The sequence below is a fragment of the Mesorhizobium sp. GW821-FHT04C10 genome (assembly GCF_059420305.1).
Genome location: NZ_JBWKTL010000001.1, coordinates 2,430,511 through 2,456,325, shown reverse-complemented (window position 1 = coordinate 2,456,325; position 25,815 = coordinate 2,430,511). Strand labels below are relative to the sequence as shown.

18 protein-coding genes and 1 tRNA gene are annotated in these 25,815 nt (G+C 64.0%); 10 read left to right on the top strand and 9 right to left on the bottom strand.

All coding sequences use genetic code 11. The features are described from left to right. Positions 1 to 26: 26 nt before the first annotated feature. The 4 genes from AC07UC_RS11785 to AC07UC_RS11770 all read left to right on the top strand — a co-directional run bounded on the left by AC07UC_RS11785 (position 27) and on the right by AC07UC_RS11770 (position 3,114). Positions 27 to 788, top strand: coding sequence for a 3-hydroxyacyl-CoA dehydrogenase (locus AC07UC_RS11785; RefSeq protein WP_494905810.1), 762 nt, complete (start codon positions 27 to 29; stop codon positions 786 to 788). A 145-nt stretch (positions 789 to 933) separates the two neighbouring features. Next, positions 934 to 1,713 carry a HugZ family pyridoxamine 5'-phosphate oxidase gene (locus AC07UC_RS11780; RefSeq protein ID WP_494905809.1) on the top strand — a complete coding sequence of 260 codons (780 nt, stop codon included), beginning with the start codon at positions 934 to 936 and terminating at the stop codon, positions 1,711 to 1,713. Between the two features lie 155 nt (positions 1,714 to 1,868). Beyond that, positions 1,869 to 2,213: an ArsR/SmtB family transcription factor gene (locus tag AC07UC_RS11775; RefSeq protein WP_056578376.1), complete on the top strand. Its 345-nt coding sequence runs from the start codon at positions 1,869 to 1,871 to the stop codon at positions 2,211 to 2,213. A gap of 103 nt (positions 2,214 to 2,316) precedes the next feature. Beyond that, the gene (locus tag AC07UC_RS11770; RefSeq protein ID WP_494905807.1) at positions 2,317 to 3,114 is read left to right on the top strand and encodes a TrmH family RNA methyltransferase; all 798 of its coding nucleotides are present in this window, start codon (positions 2,317 to 2,319) and stop codon (positions 3,112 to 3,114) included. A 170-nt stretch (positions 3,115 to 3,284) separates the two neighbouring features. Here the strand turns inward: AC07UC_RS11770 and AC07UC_RS11765 are convergent, their stop codons facing one another. Further along, positions 3,285 to 4,436, bottom strand: a complete 1,152-nt coding sequence (locus tag AC07UC_RS11765; protein WP_494905806.1) for a coiled-coil domain-containing protein — start codon at positions 4,434 to 4,436, stop codon at positions 3,285 to 3,287. 159 nt (positions 4,437 to 4,595) lie between these two features. Then, a complete protein-coding gene (locus AC07UC_RS11760; RefSeq protein ID WP_224518884.1) occupies positions 4,596 to 5,132 on the bottom strand; it encodes a DUF1134 domain-containing protein in 537 nt (178 codons plus the stop codon). A gap of 386 nt (positions 5,133 to 5,518) precedes the next feature. Here AC07UC_RS11760 and chpT point away from each other — a divergent pair, with 386 nt between their 5' ends. Together chpT and AC07UC_RS11750 are read left to right on the top strand one after the other, a co-directional pair. Next, a complete protein-coding gene (chpT, locus tag AC07UC_RS11755) occupies positions 5,519 to 6,148 on the top strand; it encodes a histidine phosphotransferase ChpT (RefSeq protein WP_019860754.1) in 630 nt (209 codons plus the stop codon). Between the two features lie 223 nt (positions 6,149 to 6,371). Then, on the top strand, positions 6,372 to 6,740 hold the full coding sequence (locus AC07UC_RS11750) for a response regulator (protein WP_140607090.1): 369 nt from the start codon (positions 6,372 to 6,374) through the stop codon (positions 6,738 to 6,740). 182 nt (positions 6,741 to 6,922) lie between these two features. Here AC07UC_RS11750 and ctrA read toward each other — a convergent pair whose 3' ends face one another. Then, positions 6,923 to 7,618, bottom strand: a complete 696-nt coding sequence (ctrA, locus tag AC07UC_RS11745; protein ID WP_006203583.1) for a response regulator transcription factor CtrA — start codon at positions 7,616 to 7,618, stop codon at positions 6,923 to 6,925. 451 nt (positions 7,619 to 8,069) lie between these two features. Here ctrA and AC07UC_RS11740 point away from each other — a divergent pair, with 451 nt between their 5' ends. After that, positions 8,070 to 8,447 (top strand): hypothetical protein, encoded by a 378-nt coding sequence (locus AC07UC_RS11740; RefSeq protein ID WP_056578132.1) that lies wholly within the window; start codon positions 8,070 to 8,072, stop codon positions 8,445 to 8,447. 130 nt (positions 8,448 to 8,577) lie between these two features. On the opposite strand, the gene AC07UC_RS11735 is transcribed toward AC07UC_RS11740, so the two are convergent. After that, the gene (locus tag AC07UC_RS11735) at positions 8,578 to 8,976 is read right to left on the bottom strand and encodes a winged helix-turn-helix transcriptional regulator (protein ID WP_140771593.1); all 399 of its coding nucleotides are present in this window, start codon (positions 8,974 to 8,976) and stop codon (positions 8,578 to 8,580) included. 89 nt (positions 8,977 to 9,065) lie between these two features. Between AC07UC_RS11735 and AC07UC_RS11730 the strand changes: the two genes are divergently transcribed. Beyond that, positions 9,066 to 9,992, top strand: coding sequence for an NADP-dependent oxidoreductase (locus tag AC07UC_RS11730; RefSeq protein ID WP_494905804.1), 927 nt, complete (start codon positions 9,066 to 9,068; stop codon positions 9,990 to 9,992). 89 nt (positions 9,993 to 10,081) lie between these two features. Here AC07UC_RS11730 and sciP read toward each other — a convergent pair whose 3' ends face one another. After that, positions 10,082 to 10,357, bottom strand: coding sequence for a CtrA inhibitor SciP (gene sciP / locus AC07UC_RS11725; RefSeq protein WP_006203587.1), 276 nt, complete (start codon positions 10,355 to 10,357; stop codon positions 10,082 to 10,084). 287 nt (positions 10,358 to 10,644) lie between these two features. On the opposite strand from sciP, the gene mnmA reads away from it, so the two are divergent. Continuing rightward, a complete protein-coding gene (gene mnmA / locus AC07UC_RS11720; protein WP_494905800.1) occupies positions 10,645 to 11,835 on the top strand; it encodes a tRNA 2-thiouridine(34) synthase MnmA in 1,191 nt (396 codons plus the stop codon). A gap of 45 nt (positions 11,836 to 11,880) precedes the next feature. On the opposite strand, the gene AC07UC_RS11715 is transcribed toward mnmA, so the two are convergent. Next, a complete protein-coding gene (locus tag AC07UC_RS11715; protein WP_140771599.1) occupies positions 11,881 to 12,840 on the bottom strand; it encodes a Gfo/Idh/MocA family protein in 960 nt (319 codons plus the stop codon). Between the two features lie 241 nt (positions 12,841 to 13,081). On the opposite strand from AC07UC_RS11715, the gene AC07UC_RS11710 reads away from it, so the two are divergent. Further along, positions 13,082 to 13,158 (top strand) — tRNA-Met (locus AC07UC_RS11710). Positions 13,159 to 13,615: 457 nt separating this feature from the next. On the opposite strand, the gene AC07UC_RS11705 is transcribed toward AC07UC_RS11710, so the two are convergent. The 3 genes from AC07UC_RS11705 to AC07UC_RS11695 all read right to left on the bottom strand — a co-directional run bounded on the left by AC07UC_RS11705 (position 13,616) and on the right by AC07UC_RS11695 (position 25,807). Then, positions 13,616 to 13,744, bottom strand: a complete 129-nt coding sequence (locus tag AC07UC_RS11705; RefSeq protein ID WP_494905798.1) for a hypothetical protein — start codon at positions 13,742 to 13,744, stop codon at positions 13,616 to 13,618. Between the two features lie 146 nt (positions 13,745 to 13,890). Next, complete coding sequence (locus tag AC07UC_RS11700; protein WP_494905796.1) at positions 13,891 to 14,154, bottom strand: hypothetical protein; 264 nt, start codon at positions 14,152 to 14,154, stop codon at positions 13,891 to 13,893. A 31-nt stretch (positions 14,155 to 14,185) separates the two neighbouring features. After that, positions 14,186 to 25,807: an autotransporter-associated beta strand repeat-containing protein gene (locus AC07UC_RS11695; protein WP_494905794.1), complete on the bottom strand. Its 11,622-nt coding sequence runs from the start codon at positions 25,805 to 25,807 to the stop codon at positions 14,186 to 14,188. Positions 25,808 to 25,815: the final 8 nt, after the last annotated feature.

Genomic DNA, 25,815 nt, shown 5'->3' with positions numbered 1-25,815 from the left:
GAACCGCTTTAGGAGAGGATGACGCCATGAATCCGAACGGCCAGATCGCGATCGTGACCGGCGGCGGCTCCGGCCTTGGTGAGGCAACGGCGCGTGCGCTTGCCGCCAAGGGCGCTCGCGTCGCCATCTTCGACGTCGGCATCGACCGCGCTGCCAAGGTCGCGGCCGACATCGCCGGCATTGCCGTGCAATGCGACGTCAGCAGCGCCGACAGTGGCACTGCGGCCGTCGCCGAGACGGCGAGCAAGCTGGGCGAGCCGCGCATCCTGGTCAATTGCGCCGGCATCGCCATCGGCGTGAAGACGATCGGCAAGGATGGGCCCCATCCACTCGACCAATACCGCAAGGTGATCGAGGTCAACCTGATCGGCACCTTCAACATGATCCGCCTCGTCGCCGACCGCGCCGCCAGGCTCGAGCCGCTGCAGGGCGGCGAGCGTGGCGTCATCGTCAACACCGCTTCGGTCGCCGCCTATGACGGCCAGATCGGCCAGGCCGCGTACTCCGCCTCCAAGGGCGGCGTGGTCGGCATGACATTGCCTGTAGCGCGCGACCTGGCCCGTTCCGGCATTCGGGTCTGCACCATCGCGCCCGGCATCTTCAAGACCCCGATGATGGCGGGCATGCCGCAGGACGTGCAGGATTCACTGGGCGCCGCCGTGCCCTTCCCGTCGCGCCTCGGCGAACCATCCGAATATGCCGACCTTGCCCTGCACATCATAGAAAACCAGATGCTGAACGGCGAAACCATCCGCCTCGACGGCGCCATCCGCATGGCGCCGAGGTAAGGCATGCCGCCCATGAGCCTGCCCACGCCTCGAGCCACGAGTGCGAGCGAGTTCCGGGATGGCGACATGCATTGGAACACTTGCCAAGACAGGCCTCATCGTCTGATAAGTGGAATAGAAAAATCAACTTAGCAGGGCGAGAACCTTGGACGACCGAAAGAAGGATGTGATCCGCGAGACCGACGCCGAGGCAATCCGATTGGCGAAAACGCTTCTGCGCAGTGCCCGCTTCGGCGCACTGGCGGTGCTGGAGGCGCAGACCGGGTCGCCGCTTGCAAGCCGGGTCGGTGTCGCCACCGACATCGACGGCGTGCCGCTGATCCTGGTCTCGATGCTCTCGGCGCATACGCCTGCCATCCTGGCCGATCCACGCTGTTCCCTGCTGCTCGGCGAGCCCGGCAAGGGCGACCCGCTGGCGCATCCGCGCTTAACCCTGATCTGCCGGGCGTCGCGGCTGGAGCGTGGCTCTGACGCGCATGCCCGTGCCGAGCGCCGCTATCTCAACCGCAATCCCAAGGCGAGCCTCTATGCCGGGCTCGGCGACTTCTCGATCTTTCGCCTCGAGCCGGAGCGCGCCAGCCTCAATGGCGGTTTCGGCAAGGCCTATCTGCTCGATCGGTCCGATCTCGTCACCAGCGGGCCCATCGTCGAAGAGCTTGCGGCGAGCGAACAATCCGCCGTCGAGCACATGAATGCGGACCATCTCGACGCGATCGCGGTTTATGCGCATCACTATGCCGGGGCATCTGGCGACGGCTGGAGCATCGCGGGTTTGGACGCCGATGGCATGGATTTGGTGTCGAAAGACAATGTTTGCCGGGTATTCTTTCCGCAACCCCTGGTGGCAGCGCGGGACCTGCGACCCGTTCTGGTCGCCATGGCCAGGAGCGGCCGGGCTGCCGGGCAGGCAACCAACGAAACTTAATTGCATTTGATCGAAAGCAACACTTGAGATTTGAAAGAAATGTTCTACCCTTTGTGAAGGGCGCTGACTCGTCGGTTGCCTTTCGCTATTGAATTTATGGATTCAGGCACCATTGCCCCCATGGCGCCTCGATGAGCAAACAGCATGGGGCATTCATGGTCTCGACAAAGCTAATCGCCAACGCCGAATCGGCTGCCGAATTTCTGATGCTGATGGGCAACGAAAAACGGTTGTTGATCATGAGCCATCTGATCGACGGTGAAATGTCGGTCGGCGCTATCGCCGAAAAGGTGATGCTCAGCCAATCCGCCCTCTCGCAGCATCTGGCCAAGTTGCGGGCGCTCGACCTTGTGGAAACCCGCCGCGACCGCCAGATGATCTACTACTCCTGCAACTCCGATGCGGTGCGGGAGTTGCTTGTCGTGCTGGATGGTATTTTCGGCGGCGGCAAGGAGGATCTGTCCCAGATGGCACAGAGATTGCGCCGCGCCGGCACTTGACCGGACGCGGCTGCGGCCGTCTACCTCGCTGACGATTTCCAGAACATGGCTTGCGCGTCTTCCTCGACGCACAAACCACGCTCTTGATGTTTGAGCGGAGGATATGGACCCAATTCGCATCGAAGACCCGGGCGATCCCAGGGTCGCCGCCTATCTTGATATCCGCGAACGCGATCTCGCCGGCCGGCAAGGGCGTTTCGTCGCCGAAGGCAAGGTGGTGCTCGACCTGCTTCTGTCGTCCGGCCGCTTCGGCGCCGAATCCGTTCTGGTCCTGGAAAACCGGCTCGGCGGCCTCAGGGACATCCTGTACAAGGCGCCGGTGGACCTGCCGGTTTTCGTCGTCACCGGTGCGGTGATGGACGCGATCGCCGGCTTCCACATGCATCGCGGCATCCTGGCCATCGGCCGCAAGCAGACGCCGCAAGCGGCCGGGGCATTGCTGGATGCCTTGCCCGGCCGAGCCCTGGTGGTGGTGCTTGTCGGCATCGCCAACCACGACAATATGGGTTCGATCTTTCGCAATGCCGCCGCCTTCGGCGCCGATGCGGTGCTCATGGACGCGACATGCTGCGATCCGCTGTACCGCAAGGCGATTCGCGTTTCTGTCGGCGCCGCGCTCAAGATCCCGTTCGCATCCTTCAGCGACGCCCCTGGCTTTGTCGCAACGCTCGCCGAACGGGGCTTTGAACAATTCGCCCTGTCGCCGCGCGGACGAACCGACATACGTGATGCAAGGCCGACCGAACGCCTGGCGCTCTATCTCGGCACCGAGGGCGAAGGCCTGCCCGAAAACCTGCTAGCTAGCCTGCAGACCGTGCGGATCACAATGTCGAAAGGCTTCGACAGCCTGAACGTCGCCGCCGCCTCGGCCATCGCCCTGCATCATTTCTCACACCGTTGAACAAGCGTGACGGCGGCACCCCGCTTAAGGTGATGTTGAGATTCAGGTCAGGCCGAGCCGAAAATGGTGGTTTTCGAGAACCGGAGCGGAGCGTACTTTTGGGTACTTGAACACCGGAAGCGCAGAAAGCCGCCGTTTGCAGCCCCGCATCAGCTGAATCTCAACACACCTTAGTTCGTGGCCGCTTTCTGCAAGGCCCGCACGCGGTCGGCGAGACTGAGGTCGCCGCCGTCGGATCGGCTGTCCTGCGGGCCCGCCAGCGCTTTCGCGATCGGCGAATCGGGCCCCTCGAGCTTGGCCGTCAGGTGGACGACTTCAGCCGCCAACTCGTTCATCTGCTCGCGCAGCGCGGCACTGCCGTTCACCGAACCCGACGATGCCACGGCGCCGAGATCCGCCTTGAGCCGCTTGTTCTCGCGCGCCAGCGCCGTCAGCCTGGCCTCCAGCCGTTCGCGATCGCTGTCGAGCTTGGCGATCGCCTGGTCCAGGTCGTCGCGCCTCTTGGCCTCGTCATCCCCTGCCGCGTCATCCGGCCTGCCGACCAGTCGCAAGGCCGGTGCGCCGTCCTCGCCCTTCGCCTTTTCGCGCAGCCGCACCAGTTCCTTCTCGCGACGGTCGAGCTTGTCCTCGCGGTCGGCGAGCGTCGCCAGCAGCCGTTCGACCTTCTTGTCGAGTTCGGCCGCCCTTTTCTTCTCCGCCTTCAGGGCATCGCGCGCGGCCTTGCTTTCGGCCGCGATTTCCTGATGACGCCGATCCGCTTCCTTGCGCTGGCCGCGCAGCAGCGAGATGTCGCTGGCGAGCTTCTGCAATTCGGACTCGCGCGCCACGAGCTCGATTTGCCGGCTGCTGGAGGAAAAACTGGCATCGTCGTACATGTGCTCCAGCTTTTCGAGTTCGAGCGCCCGCTTCTCCAGCTTGCGCTCGGTTTCCTTGAGCCGCTCCGAAAGCTGGTGCAGTTCCTCTTCGCGCTGCCGCAATGCTTCGCTTTTGGCGCCGAGTTCCGCGAGCGCGTGATTCTTGTCCGTGCGCTCGACCGCCAGCCCCTTCAACGCCTCGCGGCCGCGACTGATCTCGACGAGTTGTTCGGCCGCCTTCTCGCGCAACGCCGTGACGTTCATCTCGAGGCGGCGTGTCGACATGGCGTACTCGGCCCGGATCCGGTCCTTGTCGGCCTGGATCTCGGCCTGCGTCAGCGGAATAGAGGCCTCGATGCGCCTGCGGGTCAGGGAGACCGCACGCCGCCAGACGGCCGGGGCCACGATCAGCGCCAGAAAGCCGGCGCAGAGAAAGCCGAGGGCAAAGAACAGGACCGACTGAACCAAAAGACAACCCGCTATCGGCGGCAACCACCTGGACTGGACCGCATCATATTGGCATGGCGGAAATCCGGCGCTGCGGCAAGAGCCTGCCGCGGCGCATGGAGCATCACGGACCTACAATTCCCACGGAAAAGCCGGCATTGCGGTCACGGCGAACTGGAATCAGAACGGATTCCAGGTCGCCCGCTCGGTCAGCTTCAGGTAGCCGAGATTGACGCCGAGCCGGGCGCCGACACCGGTGCGGATCGGCACCAGAAGCACATTGTTGTTCTTCAGTACGTTGAAGCCGACACCCGCCACCACATAGGCCGAACCGGCCACGCCGCCATAGCGGTTGTAGAGGTTGCCGACATCGTCGAGATTGTAGACCAGCATCATCACCCGGGAGCCCTCGCCGCCGAAATCCCAGCCCAGCGACGGGCCTTGCCAGAACACTTTGTGGTCGCCGGCATTCTTGGTGTAGAGCGTGCCTTCGCCATAGGTCAGGCCGCCGATCAGCGCACCCGACCCCTCCTCACCGAGGAGATAGCCATTGGGCAAGCCGTAGGAGGCGAAGATCTTCTCCACGACCGTGGCGAGTCCACCCGATGTCGCGCCGAAGAACTTGTGACCGGAATCGACAATCTCCTGAGCGGTATATTCCTGAGCCCGCAGGGCTGAAGTCGAGAAGACGAGGACGCCCATGAGCGTGATCGCCATTGAGAGGACACGGAGGACACTCCGGTCATAGATTCGGGAAAACATGCTTCCAATCTCCGTCATGGAGCACTTTCGCCGACGCCTCGCATCCGGTCCGGCTCTTTAGGCGGCCGTTAAGGATGACAGTTAAGGGCAAACTATGCCGTAATTCTTTTTCAACCATTAACTCCCACAGGAAGATGGCGGTTCGAAGGCTGGCTTTGGGGTCGCGCGCGCCGGCGGCCTGCGCGAACACGCCATTTGCCAGACGACAATTTTGGGTTTGTTGCTGTACCTACGAGTGCTGTGTATTCAGAAAGCCTCGGGTTGGAGCATGATTCGTGTGCGCAGGCGCGATAATCAATCGCTCGGCCGCGAATTGTGGGATTTTGCAGGGATTTTCACCGATGGCCGATCTGTTCACCCTTTCCGCGCCTGACCTGGCGGCGCTTCTGTGCAGCCGCGTCTGCCACGACATCATCTCGCCGGTCGGCGCGATCAACAACGGGCTTGAACTGCTTGACGAGGGCGGCGCCGACGAAGACGCCATGCGGCTCATCCGCCAGAGCGCCAAGAACGCCTCGGCCCGGCTGCAGTTCGCCCGCATCGCCTTCGGCGCGGCCGGTTCGGCCGGCATGCTGATCGACACCGGTGACGCCGAAGCGGTGGCGATCGCCTTCCTCAAGAATGAAAAGCCGGAACTGACCTGGAACGGGGCCCGTGCGCTGCTGCCCAAGAACAAGGTCAAGCTGCTGCTCAACCTGATCCTGGTCGCCAATGCCGCCATTCCGCGTGGCGGCAAGCTGGTCGTCACCCTCGAGAATCTCGAAACCGAGCCGCGCATTTCCCTGTCGGCAAGCGGCCCGATGCTGCGCGTGCCGCCGAAATTCCTCGAACTGCATTCCGGCCACAAGCCGGAAGAGCCGATCGATGCGCATTCGGTGCAGCCCTACTACACGCTGCTTCTGGCCCGCGAGGCCGGCATGACGATATCGATCCACGCGACGGCGGAAGAAATCGTACTTTCGGCAGCCTGAGCGGCCTGCCGGCTTGCTCGCAGGGCAAAGTATTTCAGCAGCGTAATATTGTCGTGATGGCTCGACTGGGAGCGCCATCGAAGCATCCGCAAGGAAAAGCCTCTCAAACGCATGTTTGCAAAAATTTTACCCAATGGCTTTCCGGGTTCTTTACCAGATTGGTCTAGGGTGCGCAGCAGATGCCCCGCACGACCGGATTGCCCAAGGGCAAAGAGGACCCGGAATGAAACGCTGCATGTTCGTCGACGATTCAAGCGTCATCAGGAAGGTTGCAAAACGCATCCTGGGCGGTTCCGACATGGTGGTCATCGAAGCGGCCAGCGGGCTTGATGCACTGGAGATGTGCGCCGCCGACATGCCCGACATCATCGTCGTCGACGGTGCCCTGCCGGATGTCCAGGCGGTCGACCTCATCCGCCGCGTACGCGCCATGGAGAGCCCGATAAAGCCGCAGATCCTGATCTCGCTGGTCGAACTCGATATCGCGTCGATCATGCGGGCCAAGCGCGCAGGCGCCCAGGGCTATCTCCTGAAGCCGTTCAACCGCCCGCAGCTGCTCGAGCGCTTTCGCACGCTGAAGATCGCAGCCTGAGACGCGGAACGTTTCACGGAAACGCCGAACCGCCATATCTCATTGTTTTGCATGCAATTCCGGACGGAAAACCGTGTCACGCTTTTCCTGGAATTGCTCTGGCAGCCACCGTCATTGCCATCGCTGACGCAAAAACCCGGCCGAAGCCGGGTTTTTTGTCGAAGATGGCAATAGCGGTCGGCTCAGGCGCTGACGCGGATGTCCTCGGGTTCGCGCAGCACATAGCCGCGGCCCCAGACCGTCTCGATGTAGTTCTGGCCACCGGACGCGGCGTCGAGCTTCTTGCGCAGCTTGCAGATGAAGACGTCGATGATCTTCAGCTCCGGCTCGTCCATGCCGCCATAGAGATGGTTGAGGAACATTTCCTTGGTGAGCGTGGTGCCCTTGCGCAGCGAGAGCAACTCCAGCATCTGGTATTCCTTGCCGGTCAGGTGCACGCGCTGGCCGCCGACCTCAACGGTCTTGGCGTCGAGGTTGACCACCAGGTCACCCGTGGTGATGACCGACTGGGCATGGCCCTTGGAGCGCCGCACGATGGCGTGGATGCGCGCCACCAGCTCGTCCTTGTGGAACGGCTTGGTCATGTAGTCGTCGGCACCGAAGCCCAGGCCGCGGACCTTGTCCTCGATGCCGGCCATGCCGGAGAGGATGAGGATAGGCGTCTTCACCTTGGAGAGACGAAGCGTTCTCAAGACCTCGTAGCCGGACATATCGGGCAGGTTGAGATCGAGAAGGATGATGTCGTAGTCGTAGAGTTTGCCCAGATCGACACCCTCTTCACCGAGGTCCGTCGTATAGACATTGAAACTTTCCGATTTCAGCATCAGTTCGATGCTTTGTGCGGTTGCACTGTCATCTTCTATCAGCAGAACACGCATTTCATTCCCCTTTTCTGCTGCCGGACCATTTCACGACCCGTCCTGCCCCGGAGCAGTGGTTGCCTTGTGCAGAGGCTGCCATCGAATGGTTAACAAAACCTAATTTCCCGTCCATGACGGTATCAGATTTTTTAACCCCTTTCTACACCCTCTTGAATCTAATAACGAATCCTAGACCCAAATTCCTAATGCAACACATTAATAACCTGGACTAAGCGACTCCAGGGACTCATCGACGCGCCTTCGCTTCGGCGACCGGAATTTTTACCCGGCCTTAAGCCCTGACCCGTATGATTAACAATGCCCGTAAACGAATGGTTACCGCCGGCAAAAAACTTTAGGGTTTTGTTTCCCATAGTTCGGGGAAAGCCGGTGGACACGGGCAACGCCTGGGCGTTTCCAGGTGGTTTGGACGATATGTGCGGGTGTGCGTTTCCGGGAGTACCGAATCATGAAGTCACGTGAAAACCTCGTTCGGCTGAAACAGTTTCAGGTGAATGAGAAGCGGCGGCAGCTGCTGCAACTCGACATGATGATCGCCGAGTTCGAACGCATGGCCGTCGAACTGGAGCTTCAAATCACCGCCGAGGAAAAGAAAGCCGGCATCACCGACATCAATCATTTCGCCTATCCGACCTTCGCCAAGGCGGCACGCTTGCGCCGCGACAACCTCAGAAATTCGCAAAGCGACCTCGCACAACAGCGAAGCGCTGCCGAATCACTACTCGGCGAAGCTGAAGCGGAGCTTTCCAAGGCCGAAATGCTGGAATCGCGCGACACCAAGATTCGCGAAGCCGAGACCGGCGGCCGCAGCGCCATGATCGGTTGAACAGGCCGAGATCGTCGGCATGTCCGCGGGCGCGTAGCTGGAGCAATTCCAGGAAAGTGCCTGGCGGTTTTCCGTACGGACTTGCGTAAGAACAAGAAAGAATGCGGTTTCCGGGAAACGGCGAGCTGCCCTAGGCGGCCCATTCCCCTTCATTCGCCGCAATCGCCCTGGCTCGCGCATCCTTGATGTCTGGGGCGTGCTGTTCCGCCCAGGCCCTGATCTGGGTCAGCAGTCCCGCCAAGTTCTGGCCGAGTTCGGTCAATTCATATTCGACGCGCGGCGGAATGACCGGGAAGATCTCACGCCGCACCAGGCCGTCACGCTCCAGCACGCGTAGCGTCTGCGTCAGCATCTTAGGCGTGATGCCTTCGAGCTTGCGGGCAAGCTCGCCATTGCGCAGACGGCCTTTGCGCAACGCGCAGACCACCAGGTAGACCCATTTGCTGGCCAGCATCTCCAGCACGGTATGCGACGGACATGTCCGCCGGAACGCGTCATAGCCGAAGGGGGAGGCATCTTCACTATCCATGAGGTACCTATATATCAAGAAGGTACATACTGGACAAGGGAATATTACTATCCAAATGATAGCGGCAGCAACCAAGCAGGAGACATCCCATGCGTGCCGTTATCCAGAATTCCGTCGGCGGACCCGACGTCCTTGTCATTGCCGATCAGCCCGACCCGACGGCAAAGCCCGGTGAAGTGCTGGTCCGCGTCAAGGCCGCCGGCATCAATCCGGTCGATGGCGCCGTACGCGCCGGCTACTATCCGCTGCTTGGCGAACCTCCCTTCATCCTCGGCTGGGATATTTCGGGAACCGTCGAGGCATTGGGCGCCGGCGTCACGGATCTCAAGATCGGCGACGAGGTATTCGGCATGCCGCGGTTCCCTAAGCAGGCGGCGGCCTACGCCGAACTGGCCGCCGTGCCAGCCGACGAAATCGCGCTGAAGCCGAAGGCGGCGGACCACATCCAGGCAGGCGCATTGCCGCTGGCCGGCCTGACCGCCTGGCAGGGCCTCGTCCGCCATGGCGCATTGAAGCCGGGCCAGCGGGTTCTGGTGCATGCGGGCGCCGGCGGCGTCGGCCATGTGGCGGTGCAGATCGCCAAGGCGCGCGGCGCTTATGTCATCGCCACCGCCAGCCCGAACAAGCTCGATTTCGTCCGCAAGCTCGGCGCCGACGAGGTCATCGACTACACCCAGGGCGATTTTACCAGCCGGATCAGCGACATCGATCTGGTGCTGGACCCGATGGGCGGCGAGCACGCCGAACACTCTTTGAAGGTCATCAGGAATGGCGGTGTGCTGGTGTCCTTGCTGAACCTGAACGACACCACCAGGGCACTGGCAAGCGCGCGCGACATCCGGGTCGAGCGCATGTCCGTCGTGCCTGACCGCGAAGGCCTTGTGGAGCTTGGTCGGTTGATCGACGCGAACAAGCTTGCCGTTCATGTGGCAAGGAGCTTTCCGCTCGAAGAGGCGGGTGCCGCCCACGCCTTTCTCGCCACCAGGCCGATCGGCAAGGTGGCGCTGACGGTCTGACCCGCGGGAAATTGCCTCAGGACCAGGAACCTGCCTGGAAAAGCAAAAGGGCGCGGAGTGCCGCGCCCTTTGACTGTACCAGGCCGGCTCTAGTGCCGGTATTGCTGGATGCGCGTGGTGCGCAGCCCGGCAAGGCCATATTCGTCGATCGACGCCTGCCAGGACAGGAATTCCTCGGTGGTCAGCTTGTAGCGCTGGCATGCCTCCTCGAGGCTCAAAAGCCCGCCGCGCACCGCCGCGACAACTTCCGCCTTGCGCCGGATAACCCAGCGACGCGTATTCGTCGGCGGCAGATCGGCAATCGTAAGAGGGCTGCCGTCAGGCCCAATAACATACTTGACTCTAGGTCTAACCAGATCGGTCATCGTACTCTCTACAAAAAACTCAAAGACCCAATCCCCGCCACGTTACCGCCACAGCTTTAAAAATTGCCTAAGCAGACCCTAATGACTAGGTAAGGATCGTGAACAGCGCGTTAGTCTTTTCGCAGGCATTTGAAACATCGGGCTCGACGCCTTGAATTGGTTGGGAAAAATCCGACGGATGGCGGATCGTTCGCAATCCGTGAATGGGCCTGCAAGCTGGCGTCGTGGGAAAGCTTGACCTATATTCTCGACATTGGCATTCAGACGCCGCGCAGAATGAAAGCATCATGAACAGTCTCGACCTTCCCGGACGTCCCGAAAACACCCGCATCGTCGTCGCCATGTCGGGCGGCGTGGATTCGTCCGTGGTCGCGGGCCTGTTGAAGCGCGAGGGCTATGATGTCGTCGGCGTCACCTTGCAGCTTTACGACCATGGCGCGGCAACGCACCGGGCCGGCTCATGCTGCGCCGGACAGGACATCGACGATGCCCGCCGCGTCTCCGAGACGCTGGGCATTCCCCACTATGTGCTCGACTATGAGGAGCGTTTCCGCAAGGCGGTCATCGACCCCTTCGCCGAGAGCTATGTCGCCGGCGAGACCCCCATTCCTTGCGTCTCCTGCAACCAGACGGTGAAGTTCGCCGATCTCCTGGCCACCGCCAAGGAGCTTGGCGCCGACGCGCTCGCCACCGGCCACTACATCCGCTCCGGCGCCAATGGCGCCCACCGCGCACTCTACCGGCCGGTCGATGCCGACCGCGACCAGAGCTATTTCCTGTTTGCCACCACGCAGGCGCAGATCGACTATCTGCGCTTTCCCCTGGGCGCCCTGTCGAAGCCGCAGGTTCGCGCGATTGCCGAGGAGATGGGACTGACGGTGGCCGCCAAGCAGGACAGCCAGGACATCTGCTTCGTGCCGCAGGGCAAATATTCCGACATCATCGCCAAGCTGAAGCCGTCCGCCGCCAATCCGGGCGACATCGTCCACATCGATGGCCGCGTGCTTGGCCGCCATGAGGGCATCCTGCGCTACACGATCGGCCAGCGCCGCGGCATCGGCATCGCCTCCGGCGAGCCGCTCTATGTCGTCCATCTCGACGCCGAACGGGCCCGCGTCGTGGTCGGCCCGCGCGAGGCGCTGGAGACGCACAAGATCTATCTGCGCAACATGAACTGGCTTGGCGACGGTCCGCTCGCCAACGTGCCCGCCAGCGGCATCGAACTGTTCGCCAAGGTGCGCTCCACCAGGCCGCCGCGTCCAGCGGTGCTGCGCCATGCGGCAGGCGTGACATCAGTCGAATTGGCTGACGGCGAATCCGGCATCGCGCCCGGACAGGCGTGCGTGCTCTATTCCGATGACGGCAACGAAGCCCGCATCTTCGGCGGTGGTTTCATCGAGCGCTCCGAGCGTGGCGCCGAGGCCGAGGCCATGCTGACGAAGCTGGCGGCAAGGCCGGCGCAAATTCCCGCCGAATAGGCGACCACCTGCCCTGTCGCGCCAAGAGTACGGCGCGGCCTTCCTTCAAGATTTGGTGTGGGTGACCGTGCCCGCCGTCAGGATGCGCAGCACCCTGATCGCTTCCTCGCCGCTGGTGCGCGGTTCGGCGCGCGTCTCGATGCAGTGGATGAAATGCTCCAGCTCGCGCGTCAACGGCATGCCTTGCGCGACCGCGACATAGGATGGCTCGTTGGTGGTGAACGCCCATTGGCCGCTGTCCTGCCAGACCGCGTGGCGGTAGACGGCAAGCTTGCGCTCCCACGGCTCGACATCGTCGAACACCGCCATTGCCTTGGTGCCGACCACTGTCAGCCGCCGCTCGCGGTAGGGATTGAGCCGCGAGGTGAAAAGATGGCTGCGCAGGCCGTTGGGAAAGCGCATGTGCAGATGCGCGAAGTCGCTGAGATTGTCGAGGAGTGCGGCGCCCTCGCCGCGCACCTCGATCGGCTCGGTGCCGGTGATGGCCAGGATCATCGACAAATCATGCGGCGCCAGATCCCACAGCGCATCGTTCTCGGTGTGGAACTTGCCAAGGCCGAGCCGGTGCGAATGTATGTAGCGGACCTCGCCGAGCTCGCCATTGTCGATCAGCCCCTTCAGCGTCTCGAAGGCGGGATGGAAACGCAGGACATGGCCGACCATGAAGACGCGGCCATTGTCCTTGGCCGCCTGCACCGCACGCTCGGCATCCGGCACCGTCAGCGCGATCGGCTTTTCCACCAGCAGGTCCTTGCCGCTCTCGGCGGCGCGCACGGAAAGGTCGGCATGGAACTGCGGCGGCAAGGCCATGACGATGGCGTCGATGTCGTCGCGGCCGAACAGCTGGTCCGGCTCGATCGCCAGGCAATCCTGTTCGCTGGCAAAGCCTTCGGCTCGCGCCCGGTTGGCGTCGGAAACCGCATACAGCGCGCCAAGCGCCTTGAGGGTGCGGATATGGTTTGAGCCCCAGTATCCGCAACCGAGGACTGCAATGCGCGGCTTCATCTGTTTCAAACTCTAAAAACTCGTGGCCGAGACATAGCGACGTGCCCCTTCGAACTCAACCCCGGCGGTTGCAACCAAATGTCCACGCGGCAAAGCTTTTTTCGGCAATGAGAATATGCGGCGATATGGAATGCTTCGAAGCTTGACAGGCTCGCCCTCCCAACCTTATATCCGCGCGACCTTGGCGAACGCCTCGAAATGCCTTTCGATTTAAGGTGGATTTCGGGCCTTTCGCCGCCCTGGCGGGGTAGCTCAGTTGGTTAGAGCACGGGAATCATAATCCTGGGGTCGGGGGTTCAAGTCCCTCTCCCGCTACCATAACTGCCATGTAACCATCTGATATCAATAAATATTTTTAGCCAGAAGGGTTGGAGACACCTGTGTCGACAATCCTGATTTGCCTTAAGCTATTGATACTAAAGGCATTTGTCCCGGGGGTTCAAAACCCCACCGCTACCAGTTTCCCAGATGGCACGCGCAGCATCGCCCCGCCTAGCGGCCTTGGCACGGATTCCGTTCTGGTTTGAGGGCCAGCGCAAACACAATCCAATTCAGATGTCTCGTTTTTGGGCCGGCTGGTGCCGCCCCAACCTCGGCATAAAAAAGTGGCTGGTGTCCGGCGTGTCCTGGGAAACGCCCATTCGGCCTCGGCATCGAGCGCGACATCCGCTGGACGGCTACCAAGAAGTTATCCGCTTACGCGGCCCAGTCGGCCCGAAGCCGCGATTTTCGCGAGGTCGTTGCCAAGCAGAAACGCGACGGGGAACTGCTATCGCTAGCCCATGTCTCGCCGCTCGAAATATCGCTGGCCGAAATCCTTAGCGTAGGCTTCCGCCCCCTCCCGCAAACGCTCCCTCAATCGCTGCCCGATATTGGCGAGCATGGCAACGCCCTCGATCATCATGATAGCGTCCTGGCGACGTGCCCGACGCGATCATCAGGCAGCGTCGCCAGAGTTAGGGCTACCGCGCGAATGAGGAAGACAAGTAAGTTAGCGCCTTTGAACCTGGAAACCGTCTGACACTAATCGACCTGCCGTCCCTCGCATGATCAGCCTGTGTTGGACGAAATCGAACCCTGTGCGCATTTCAGGGTCTTTAAGCGCTTGCAGGAGGCGATGAGTTGCGCGCTTGTACGCTCCTCCGCTACCGCCAATCTGCCCGCGCATTTCGAAACGACGGATCCCGCCCGATCCAAGTCAGGCTGAATAGCCACATCGGTGGCGAACGGATCGGCAATGGTTTCTGCTACCAACTGGGCGGCGACCCAGCCGAGGTGACCGTAGCCGGAGTTCACACTCGAGATCGACGGCATGACTTCAGGAAGCCATGACTTCGCCGTGCCTTCAAAACTTCGCCTTCAGGCCGAATTCGCCGCCGAAGGCATGGTCGCTGCCATCGAACTTCCGCTGGAATTCGAGATTTCCATAAAGTGAAACGTTCTTTGCCACCTCTGCGTCGAGGCCGAGATCGATCTTGAAGGAGGCACCCTTGTTGTCCGCTTCGAACGGCACATAGCCGTCCGCGGAGGAGAACTCCGTCTTCGGCTGCCCGAGGAATTCATTGAGGACGCCTGCCCTGATCCAGGCTGTGGCCTGGCGCCGGTCGCCCGCGGGCGTGCCGGCCGGCGTGAGCTCCCAGTCCCGCGACAGGCGCACGCTCAAGCGGCCGACGAGGCTCTGCGCATCGCTGAAGCGGATCTGGGCGCCGGGATCGCTCGTGTCGTCCAGCTTGATCGTCTGGTAGGTCAATTGCGCCTGCGGCTCGAGCACGAAGCCGTTGTCGAGATGGAAGGGATAGCCCCCTTCCAGCGAGGCGGCGAAACCGAGACCGTTCGTCTTCGTGTCGGGCAGCCGCCCCGAGGCCGTTATGTCGTACCAGGTGCCCTGGGCGACGCCGTCGAGATACCAGCCGGTCGCTCCGTAATGGGTCCAGTAACCGCCGAGCGTCACTCCGTTCAGCCTGTCGGTGCCGGCATCCGAACCGTCGAAATGGTCGACATCGGCGCTGATGTGGCCATAGGCGAAATAAAGGCCCGCGCTGTCGAAGCTGCCGCCGGCATTCTCGGCGCGATAGAGGTCCATGCCCGTCTGCAGCGCGAAGATGTCGTAGTCGTAGCTTGGCCCGCCGCTGCCGTAGATGCCGAGCGCGCCGCCGTCCCTGGAGCCGGTGGTGCCGATCAGGCGCCCCCACGCAAGGCGGTCTGGGGCGTTGGCCTGGACGGAGGGATCGCTTCCGCCGAACGAACGCCGTCCGCCCATGCGCTCGTCCAAGGAATCGAGCAGCGTATTGCCGTAGTCGAGGGCCAGCGAAGGAATGGCCGTGTCGAGGGAGGTCTCCGGTCGGTAGTCGGGCGTCGACCCGGGAGCGTTGAGGCATTCCGGGAAAGTCGGCTGAAGATTGCAGTCCAGAATGGACCTGAGGAACCAGTCGTCGTCGGAGCCGCCGGCAAGCCCGCCGCGATAAAGCGAATATTCATAGGGACCCGCAACGGCGGGCGCGCCCAGCGAGAAGGCGGCGGCCATCGTCGTCGCGCCATTCACGGCATCGACGACGCGGATGCCGTCACCCGCGGTGACGGTGCCACCGCCGCCGACATTGGTGATGCGGATCGATGTGCTGCCGCTTGCCTGTCCGGCGTCGATGACCAGCCTGTCGGTGGGCGAGGAATCGCCGCCAAGCTGCGTGTTGAGAGAGAGCACCCCGTTCGCTCCGACATAGTTGCCGGCAACCGTCAGGGGGGTGCCGGGCGCGCCACCGGTGCGGATCAGCCCCGCATTGGTCAGCCCGGGAAGTATCTGGTCGAAGCCGGCAAGGTCGAGCGTCCCACCGGAGGCAACGGAGACCTGCGAATTGGGGCTGAACGCGTTCGAGGCGCCTGCCTGCAGCGTGCCCGACGATACCAGCGTGGAACCGCCATAAGTATTGGCCGCGCTGTTCAGCACCAGGGTGCCGGTGCCGGTCTTGGTGAGGGAGCCGCCGCCGGAAATGCCTGTGTTGATTGTCAAGGTGGTATCGGCCCCGGTCTCGAACGTGCCACCCGCCGGCCCGAGCGTGGCGGCGCGGTCGGTATCGAAGCTTTCGGTGGTCCTGAGCGTGCCGCCGTCGAGGGTAAGCGCACCGCCGCTCGCGCCGAGATTGGCGTCGCTCGAGACCTGTATCGCGCCACCGTTGATGGCCGTGCCGCCGGTATAGGTGTTGGCGCCATTCAGCACCAGCGTGCCGAGATCGGTCTTGACCAGCGTCGAGTCGCCGGTGAGGACGGAATTGACGATAGCTGTGTAGCCGGCGCCGTCGGCGGTTCCATCGCCCACACGGACGGTCGTGCGTCCCGCCTGACCTGCCAGCGTGACCGGATCGCCCTCGACCACATAGCCGTCGCTGGCGAACTGCACGCCCGAGACAGTGATGTCGCCCAAGCTGTCGTCGACCGTGACCGTGCCCGGCGCCGCCATGAACACGGCGAAGGCTGCGTCGGTGAAAGGCGCGTTGGGCACACCGTTCGCGCTCGTCCAGCTGTCGTTGCCGGCCGAACTCTGCCAGACGCCGTCGCCGCCATTGACGGCGCCGTCATTCTTCGGACCCGCGGCCCCATCCCAATAATTGAGGGTGAGACCCGAGGTGTTGATAAGATTGACCTGGTTCGCGACCGACGTCTGCACGCCGAAACCGGCGGAGGGGATGGCGCCGATCAGAAGGCCATTGTTGGTGAGCGCACCGGCGTAGCTGATCACGCGGTAGACACCCGGGTCGAGACTGCCGCCGGGGGACAGCGTGACGTCGATCGTGCCGTCCAGCACCAGATCGCCATCCACGACCGTCAGATCGTTGTAGGGGCCGCCAACCACATTGGCCTGGCCGAAGCCGTAGGCAAGCCGCGATCCCGCCGAAAGCGTCAGGTCCTGCCCGATCGTCAGCACACCGGGCACGTTGCTGGCGTTACCCGGGGAAAGTCGGCCGTTATCAGCCACGGTCACGCTGCCGCCAAGCGTGCCCGCGCCGCCAAGCGTCGCGCCGCTCGCAACGGTTGTCGGGCCCGTCGCCGCGCTCTGGTTCCCCTCGACATAGAGCGCCCCGGCCGAGACGGTCGTCGGCCCGGCGTAGCTGTTGGCGCCCGAAAGGGTCAGCGAACCGGTTCCGGTCTTGGTGAGACCGCCGGCGCCGCCAACGACCCCGCCGACCGCCAGGTCGCCCAGCGTCTCGAACGTCCCGCCATTCGTTTCGAGCGTGACCCCACGCGCCGTGGTGAAGCTGTCGGTGGTGCGCAAAGTGCCGCCGTCGAAGCTCAATCCGCCGCTCGCCGCGCCGAGATTGGCGTCCGAAGCGACCTGCAGCACACCGCCATTGATCGCCGTTCCGCCGGTATATGTATTGGCGCCGGTCAGGACCAGCGTGCCGAGATCGGATTTGGCAAGCGTCGCGCCGCCGGCCAGCACCGAATCGATTGTCGTGGTCATGCCCGTGCCGGCCGCCGTTCCGTCGCCGACGCGGATGACGGAGATCGGCCCGACGAGGTTGATGGGATCGCCCTGGACCACGTAGCCATCCACCGCGAACTGCATGCCCGAGGCATTGACGGCGCCGAGCGAGTTGTCGACCGTCACCGTGCCCGCGGTGCCCTGGAAGATGGCGAAGGCCGCGTCGGCGAACGGCGCGTTCGGCGTGCCGTTCGCCGTCGTCCAGTTGTCGTTGCCGGCCGCATTCTGCCAGACGCCGTCACCGCCGTTGATGACGCCATCGTTCTTGGGTCCGGCCGCGCCATCCCAGAAGTCGAGCGTCAGGCCCGAAGTGTTGACCAGATTGACCTGGTTCGCGATCGAAGTCTGCACGACAAAGCCGGGGGATGGCATGGCGCCGATCTGGAGGCCGTTGTTGGTGAGCCCGCCGGCATAGCTGATGACACGGTAGACGCCCGGATCGATGCTGCCGCCGCTTGGAACCGTTACGTTTATCGTGCCGTCGAGCACGAGATCGCCATCGACCACGGTGAGGTCGTTCAGCGGGCCGCCAACCACATTGGCCTGCCCGAAATTGTAGGCGAGCTGCGAGCCGCCGGAAAGCGCCAAGTCCTGCGCGATCGTGAGCGTGCCGGGCGCCGTGCCCGCGCCACCGGGTGCAAGCGTGCCGCCATTGGCGACCGCAACGCTGCCGCCGATTGTGCCGGTGCCTCCGAGCGTCGCATTCGCGGCGACGTTGACCGGGCCGGTCGCCGCGCTCTGGTCGCCATCGACAAGCAGGGCGCCGGCCGACACGCTCGTCGTCCCGGCATAACTGTTGGCCCCTGTCAGGATCGTCGTGCCGGAGCCTGCCTGTGTGAAGGACCCGCTGCCCGAGATGACCCCGGCCAGCGTCAGCGTGTCGGAGCGGTTGGCGACAAGCAGGCTGTTGTCGACGATGTCGCCCGCAAGGCTGCCGCTGGTGCCGCCGGCGCCGACCTGGAGCGTGCCTGCGTCGATCGTGGTGCCGCCGGTGTGGCTGGCCTCTCCCGTCAGGACAAGCGTTCCGCTGCCAGTCTTGGCCAGTGCTCCGGCGCCGGCGATGGCGCCGCTGAGCGTGAGAGACGTTGCCGGCGCGGTCTCGAATGTCCCGCCATTGGTCTGCAGCGTGACCTCGCGCGCCGTCGTGAAGCTGCTGGTGGTGCGCAAGGTGCCGCCGTTGAAATTTAATCCGCCGGCTGCCGCGCCGAGATTGGCATTCGACGCGACCTGCAGCACGCCACCGTTGATCGCCGTGCCGCCGGTATATGTATTGGCGGCCGTCAGGACCAGCGTGCCGAGATCGGACTTGGTGAGGGTCGTGTTCCCGGTCAGCACCGAGGCGACCGTCGCCGTCATGGCCGCGCCGTCCGGGGTGCCGTCGCCGACGCGGATAAGCGAGCCGGGCGAGCCGACCAGATTGATGGCGTCACCTTGCACGACATAGCCATCGACCGCGAACTGCATGCCCTGGACATCGACCGCCCCGAGCGAGGCATCGACAGTCACGGTGCCGGGAGCACCGGTGAAGATGGCGAAGGCCGCATCGGCGAAGGGCGCGTTCGGCGAGCCGCTGTCCGTCGTCCAGTTGTCGTTGCCGTTGCTGTTCTGCCAGAGGCCGTCGCCTCCGTTGACGACGCCGTCATTCTTGGGTCCGGCCGCGCCATCCCAATAGTTGAGCGTCAGGCCGGTGGTGTTGACGAGGTTGACCTGGCCCGCCACGGAGGTCTGCACGAAATAGGTGGGTGACGGGATGGTGCCGACTGTGAGGCCATTATCCGTCAGCGTCCCCGCATAGTTGAATACCCGATAGACGCCCGGATCGAAGGAGCCGCCGCTGGGCACGGTCACGTTGATGGTGCCGTCGAGCACGAGATTGCCGCCAACCTCGGTGAGGTCATTGAGGGGGCCGCCGGGCACGTTCGCCTGGCCGAACTCATACTGCAGGACCGAGCCCGAGGAGAGATTGAGATCGCCCGCGATGGTGAGCGTGCCGGGCGCGCCGCTGGCGCTGCCGGGTGTCAGCACGCCGCCGTCGGCGACCGTCACGCTGCCGCCTATGGTACCGGTGCCGCCAAGCGCCGCGCCGTCGGCCACCGTGGTGGGACCGGTCGCGGCGCTCTGGTCGCCGTTCACCAGCAATGTGCCGGCCTGCACGTCGGTTGGCCCCGAATAGGCATTCGTCCCCGACAGGGCAAGCGTGCCCTCGCCGGTCTTGGTGAGACCGCCGGCGCCGTCGATCACGCCATCATGGGTGAGCGTCGTGCCCGAGAGCGTGTCGAACGTGCCTCCCTGCTGGCCAAGCACCGTGGTGCGCGCGGTCGTCATGTCGGCCGTCGTGGCGAGCGTGCCGCCGTCGACGCGAAGGCCGCCGGACGCATTGCCGAGGTTGTCGTCGCTGGAAATCTGGAGGGTACCGGATTCGATCGCGGTGCCGCCCGAATAGCTGTTGGCTTTGTCGATGATCAGAGTGCCCAGGCCAGCCTGGACCAGCTGGCCGGTACCGGAGACGACGCTTGCCAGGGTCTCGGTGTCGGAGCGGTTGATGACCAGAGTGCCATTGTCGACGATATCGCCGGCCACGCTGCCTGTCGTGCCGCCATTGCCGAGTTGCAAGGTGCCCTGGCTGATCAGGGTCTCGCCGGTATAAGTGTTGTCTCCTTCGAAGATGGTGGTGCCGGTGCCCGCCTGCTCGAATGAACCGGGTCCGGAGATGACGCCGCTGAGCAGCAGGCTGTCCGAACGGTCCACCGCGAGTTGTGCGTTGTTGACCACGTCGCCGACAATGCTGCCGCTGGTACCGCCGTCGCCGAGTTGGAGGCGGCCCTCGTTGATTGTGGTTCCTCCGGTATAGGTGCCGGTGCCGGTGACAATCAGCGTGCCGGCGCCGTCCTTTATGGTGGCGCCCGTGCCGGAGATCGAACCGCTGTAGAGGATGTCGTCGGAGCGGTTTAGGATCACGGTGCCGTTGTTGAGGATGTCGCCGAATATCTGCCCGGACGTGCCGCCGTTGCCAATCTGCAGGGTACCGTCGGCAACGGTGGTGCCGCCGGTATAGGTGTTGGTGCCGGTCAGGATCGTCTTGCCGGGACCGAGCTGTTCGAGCGAACCGGAACCGCTGACCACTCCCGCGAAGGTCACTTCGTCCGAACGGTTGAACGCCAGGACGCCATTGTCGGTGACATCGCCGACGATGCCGCCCGCCGTGCCGCCATCGCCGAGCTGCAGCGTGCCGTTTTCGATCATCGTGCCGCCGGTATAGGTGTTGTCGGCCTGCAGCACGACCGTCCCCGTGCCTCTCTGGATCAACTGCCCGGTGCCCGAGATGGTGCCGGGCGTCAGCTTGGTGTCGGACCGATCGATGACAAGAGTGGCGTTGTCGACGATGTTGCCGTCCACATGGCCCGTCGTGCCTCCATTGCCGATCTGCAGCGTGCCGGCGCTGATCGTCGTGCCGCCGCTGTAGGTTTCGTTGGCGGTCAGGATGGTGGTGCCGGTGCCTGCCTGTTCGAAGGAGCCGGTGCCGGAGATGGTGCCGTCAATGGTAAGCTGGTCCGAGCGCTTGACGACGAGGCTGCCATTGTCGACGATATCGCCCGTCACGCTGCCTGTCGTGCCGCCATTGCCGAGCTGCAGCGTGCCCGCCTCGATCGTCGTGCCGCCCATGTAGACGTTGTCGTTTGCCAGGACGAGCGTGCCGTCGCCGGCCTTGGCGAGCGAGCCGCTGCCGTCGATGGCGCTCATGATGGTGGTCGTGGTGCCGGTGACGGTGTCGAGCGTGCCGCCGTTCGACCCCACTGTGATGGGGCGCGTCTTGGTGAGGCTGGCGGTCATGCGCAGCGTGCCGCCGTCGAGCGTCAGCAGGCTGTCCGGCGAGCCGAGCGCGGTGTCGGTCGCGATCTGGATGACACCGCCCTCGATCCGCGTGCCGCCGGTATAGGTGTTGTCGCCGCTCAGGATCAGCGTGCCGGCGTCCGTCTTGTTCAGCAGGACATCGCCTGTCAGCGGCGCGGAGATGGTGGCGGTCATGCCGGCGCCCGCCGCGGTGCCGTCTCCAACGCGGATGGTCGCCTCGCCGGGCGCGTCGGGCGAACTGATGAGCTGGATCGCAGCGCCCTGGACCACATAGCCGTCGACGCCGAACTGCATGCCGGAGGAAATCACCGGACCGGAATCGAGTGAGACCGTCACCGTCCCGGGAGCGCCGAGGAAGATGGCGAATTGGCTGTCGGCCCAGGGCGCGTTCACCGCGCCGGCCGGATCTGTCCAGTTGGAGGTCGCGGCTGGGCCCGAATGACGCCAGGTGCCATCACCGCCCTCGATGACATTGTCGTTCTTGTTGTCGACCGCCTCGCCGTCCCAATAATTGAGATCGCCTCCGGAGACGTTGATGAGGTTCACCTGGCCCGGGATCACCGTCTGGACGATGAAGTCGGTGAGCGGACGGCTTATGCTGGAGCCGTCGGTTGTATATCCACCGATCGTCAGGCCGTTGTTTGTCAGCGCGCCGCCGTAGTTGAATATCCGGTAAACGCCGGGTCCAAGGTTCTGGCCCTGGTCGACAACGTCGATCGTGCCGCCGAGCGTCAAATTGCCGTTGACGACGGTGAGGTCGTTGCCGGCGCCGCCCACCACCGTGCTGGTTATGTTGTAGAGCAGCTTCGAATTGGAACTGAGCGTCAGGTCGCCGTTGATGGTCAGCGTGCCGGCAACCAGGGAGTCGGGGCCGGGAGAGAGGGTAGCGCCATCCTCCATCGTGACGTCGCCGCCGATGATGCCGTTGCCGCCCAGGCGTGTGCCATTCATCGCCACGGTCGGCCCGGTCGCCGCGCTCTGGTCGCCGTCGATATAGAGGCGTCCGCCGGAAACGGTCGTCGAACCGGAATAGTTGTTGGTTCCGGTCAGGATCGTGGTGCCCGACCCGGTCTGGGTAACCGAGCCACTACCGGAGATGACGCCGGCGAGTGTCCACTCGTCCGAGCGGTTGAACGCCAGCGCGCTGTCATCGACGATCGGCCCGACGACGCTGCCCGCCGTGCCGCCATTGCCGATCTGCAGTGTGCCGGCGCTGATCGTCGTGCCGCCGGTATAGCTGTTGTCCGCCGTCAGGATCGTCGTGCCCGTGCCCGCCTGAACGAGCGCGCCGGTGCCGGAGATCGCATCCAGGCTGAGCTGATTGGAACGGTCGACGCGCAAGGTGCCGTTGTCGACGATCGGGCCGACCACGCCGCCGGCCGTGCCGCCATTGCCGAGCTGAAGCGTGCCGGCGGCGATGGTGGTGCCGCCGGCATAGCTGGCGTTCGCGGTGAGCAGCAGCGTCCCGTCGCCGCTCTTGGTGAGCGCGCCGGCGCCGGCGACGCCTGTTGTCAGCGTAAGCTGAGCGCCCGTCGCGGTATCGATCCGACCGCCGCTGCCGGTAACGGTAACCACCCGCCCCGACGTGAAGGACGCGGAGGCGCCGAGCGCGCCGCCGTTCAGCGTAATGGCTGTTCCCGCCGCGCCGAGGCTGGCGTCGCTCGAAACCTGCACCATGCCGCCGTCGATCTGAGTGCCGCCGGTATAGCTGTTGGCGCCGGTCAGGATCAGCGTGCCGGCATCGGTCTTGTCCAGGCTCGAATTGCCGGTGAGGGTCGCGGAGATCGTCGCCGTGATGTTCACCGCATTGGTCGTGCCGTCGCCGACGCGGATGACCGAGGCATTCGAGGGGCCCGCCAGGATGATCGGATCACCCTGGACGACATAGCCGCTGGACGCGAATTGCATGCCGGAGGCGATGACCGCGCCGCTGTCGCTGCTGACGGTCACGGTGCCGGGCGTGGCGGAGAAGATGGCGAAGCCGCCGTCGGACCAGGGAGCGTTGACGGTGCCGTTGGGATCCGTCCAGTTGGCGGTCGCGGCCGGACCGGCATGGCGCCAGATACCGTCGCCGCCGTCGACAGCGCCATTATTCTTGGGTCCGTCCGTGCCGTCCCAATAGTCCAGCGAAAGGCCGCTGGTGTTGATGAGATTCACCTGCCCAGCGACCGCCGTCTGGACGCTGAAGCCCGTGAGGGGCCGCGTTGTCGTGCCGTCTATGGTCGCGTACCCGCCGATATCGAGGCCGTTGTCCGTGAGCGTTCCGGTGTAGTTGATGACACGGTAGACGCCGGGGCCGAGAGTCTGCTGCTGCTCCAGCACCTTGATCGTACCGTCCAGAACGAGATTGCCATTGACGTTGATCAGGTCGTTGAGCGCCCCGCCGACGGTCGTGTCGACCATGTTGAGGAAGAGATCCGAATTGCTGTTGAGCGTAAGGTTCCCGACGTCGAGAGTACCCGGCGCGCCCGAGACGGCTCCGGCCGTCAGCCTGCCGCCATTGTTGATGATCACATCGCCGCCCAGCGTGCCGTCACCGCTCAACCGCGCACCGCTCTGCACGATGGTGGTACCGGTGGCGGCGCTCAGATCGCCGTTGACGAAGACGCTGCCCTCATTGACGTTGAGGCCGCCGGTGAAGCTGCTGGTCCCGTCCAGGAAGATATCGCCGGCCCCCGTCTTCGTGTAGCTGCCGCTGCCGGTGATGGAACCATCGTAGTTTACCTCGACCCCGTCGAGCACCTGCACGGTGCCACCCGAAGGCCCGAGGACCGTGTCGCGCGTCGCGGTGACGTTCTGGGTGATGCGCAGCGTGCCCCCGTCAAGCGTGAACGTCCCGGATGAAGCGCCCAGTGAAGCGTCATTTGCGATTTCGATAACGCCGCCCGTCACCAGCGTCCCGCCCGTATAGCTGCTGGTGCCGGTCAGGATCAGGGCGCCATCGCCGGTCTTGGTGAGTTGTCCGCTGCCCGAAATGATGCTGTTGTCGGTGAGCGTGGTTCCGGCGACGGTTTCCAGCGTGCCACCGCCAGCGCCAAGCGTGGTTGGGCGGGATGTCGTCATATCGGCGGTGGTGCGCAAGGTGCCACCATCGAGGACGAGCGGCCCGACCGCGGCCCCCAGGTTGGCGTTGCTGAAGACCTGCAGCACGCCCCCCGTGATCGTCGTGCCGGTATAGCTATTGGCGGTGCCGGTGAGAATGACGGTGCCGTCGCCCGACTTGGTGAGCGCGCCGGTCCCGGTGATCCTGCCGTTGTCGGTCAGCGTCGTGCCGGCCGCGGCGCTGAGCGTGCCGCCCAGCGGACCGAGGACCGTGGTGCGCGCGGTGGTGACGTCGGCGGTAACGCCCAGCGCGCCGCCATTGATCGACAGTCCGCCCGAGGCGGCGCCGAGATTGGCGTTGGAGGAGATCAGGACCGTTCCCGAATTGATGGCGGTCCCACCCGAATAGGTGTTGGTGCCCGAAAGCGTCAGGGTGCCGCCAAGCGTTTTCTCCACGGAGCCCGTGCCGGAAATGACGCCGGAATAGGTGCCGGCCGTATCCTGCACGAAGCGCACCAGCCCGTTATCCGTAACGGCGGGCGGCAGGCTCTGGGCGCGCGCCTCCAGCGTGCCGGCGGCGTTGACGGTAACGCTGCCGCTGAAATTGGCATTGTTGCCGGTAAGCGCCAGCGTGCCCTGGTTGACGAACATCTGCAGCGGCGCATTGCCGCCATTGGCGCCCACGGCGCCGGTCAGCGTCCAGGTGCCGTCGCCGGTCTTGGTCAAGGTCTGGAAATTGCGGATGTCGCCGGACAGGCTGTCCGAGGAACCCGCCTCGCCGCTCAGGGTCAACGTGTTGGTGCCGCCGCCGCCGTTGAAGCTGCCGGTGATGACGGAGCCGGCTTCCAGCGTCAGATTGTCGTTGCCGCCGGCGAAGGACAGGCTGCCCTCCACCCTCGCGCCGGTGCGGTTGATGAAGTTGACGTTGCCGTTGCTGCTGTTGCCGATAACGTTGGAGTTGGCGCCAAGCTGGGTGCGGATGATGCCGTAATTGTCGATCGTATTGGTGCCGCCGGTCGTCTTGTCCTCGAACCAGATCGCGGCGCCGCTGCGCGAGGTGATCGTGCCGCGGTTGGTGATGATGTTGCCGGTCCCCATGACGTTGATCGGCTCGCCATTGTTCTGGGTGCCGTTCGCGGTGACGACCGCGCCGGTGCCAATGGTGAGCGTGCCGTTCGACCCGAACTCGATCGTGTTGGGACCGGTGCCCCACAAACCGGTCGTGCTGGTGGAGGACGTGCCATTGTTGGTGACGCTGGCGTTGTTGCCTATGGTGATCGTTGAATTGTCGCCCAGGCTGATCGCGTTTTGATTTCCGACGGTGATCTGGGCGCCTGGGTTGACCGTTACCACGGCACCTGAGGCGGTGCTGGGACCGTTGCCGATCCGCGTCGTCTGGGCACCACCGGTCGTAGTGCAGGTCCAGGTCGGCGGATTGCCGGCCTGCGAGCAGGTCGCCCACGCATAGGTGGGGGCAGACAGCGATAACCCAGCCGCGCCGGCAAGCGCGAGCAAGCTGGTCCGTGTGGCCCGTGACGTGGGGTGTATCCGATCGCTTGCAGTGCCGAGGATCTGGTTGGGTGCAACGACAGGCATTGCGGGAC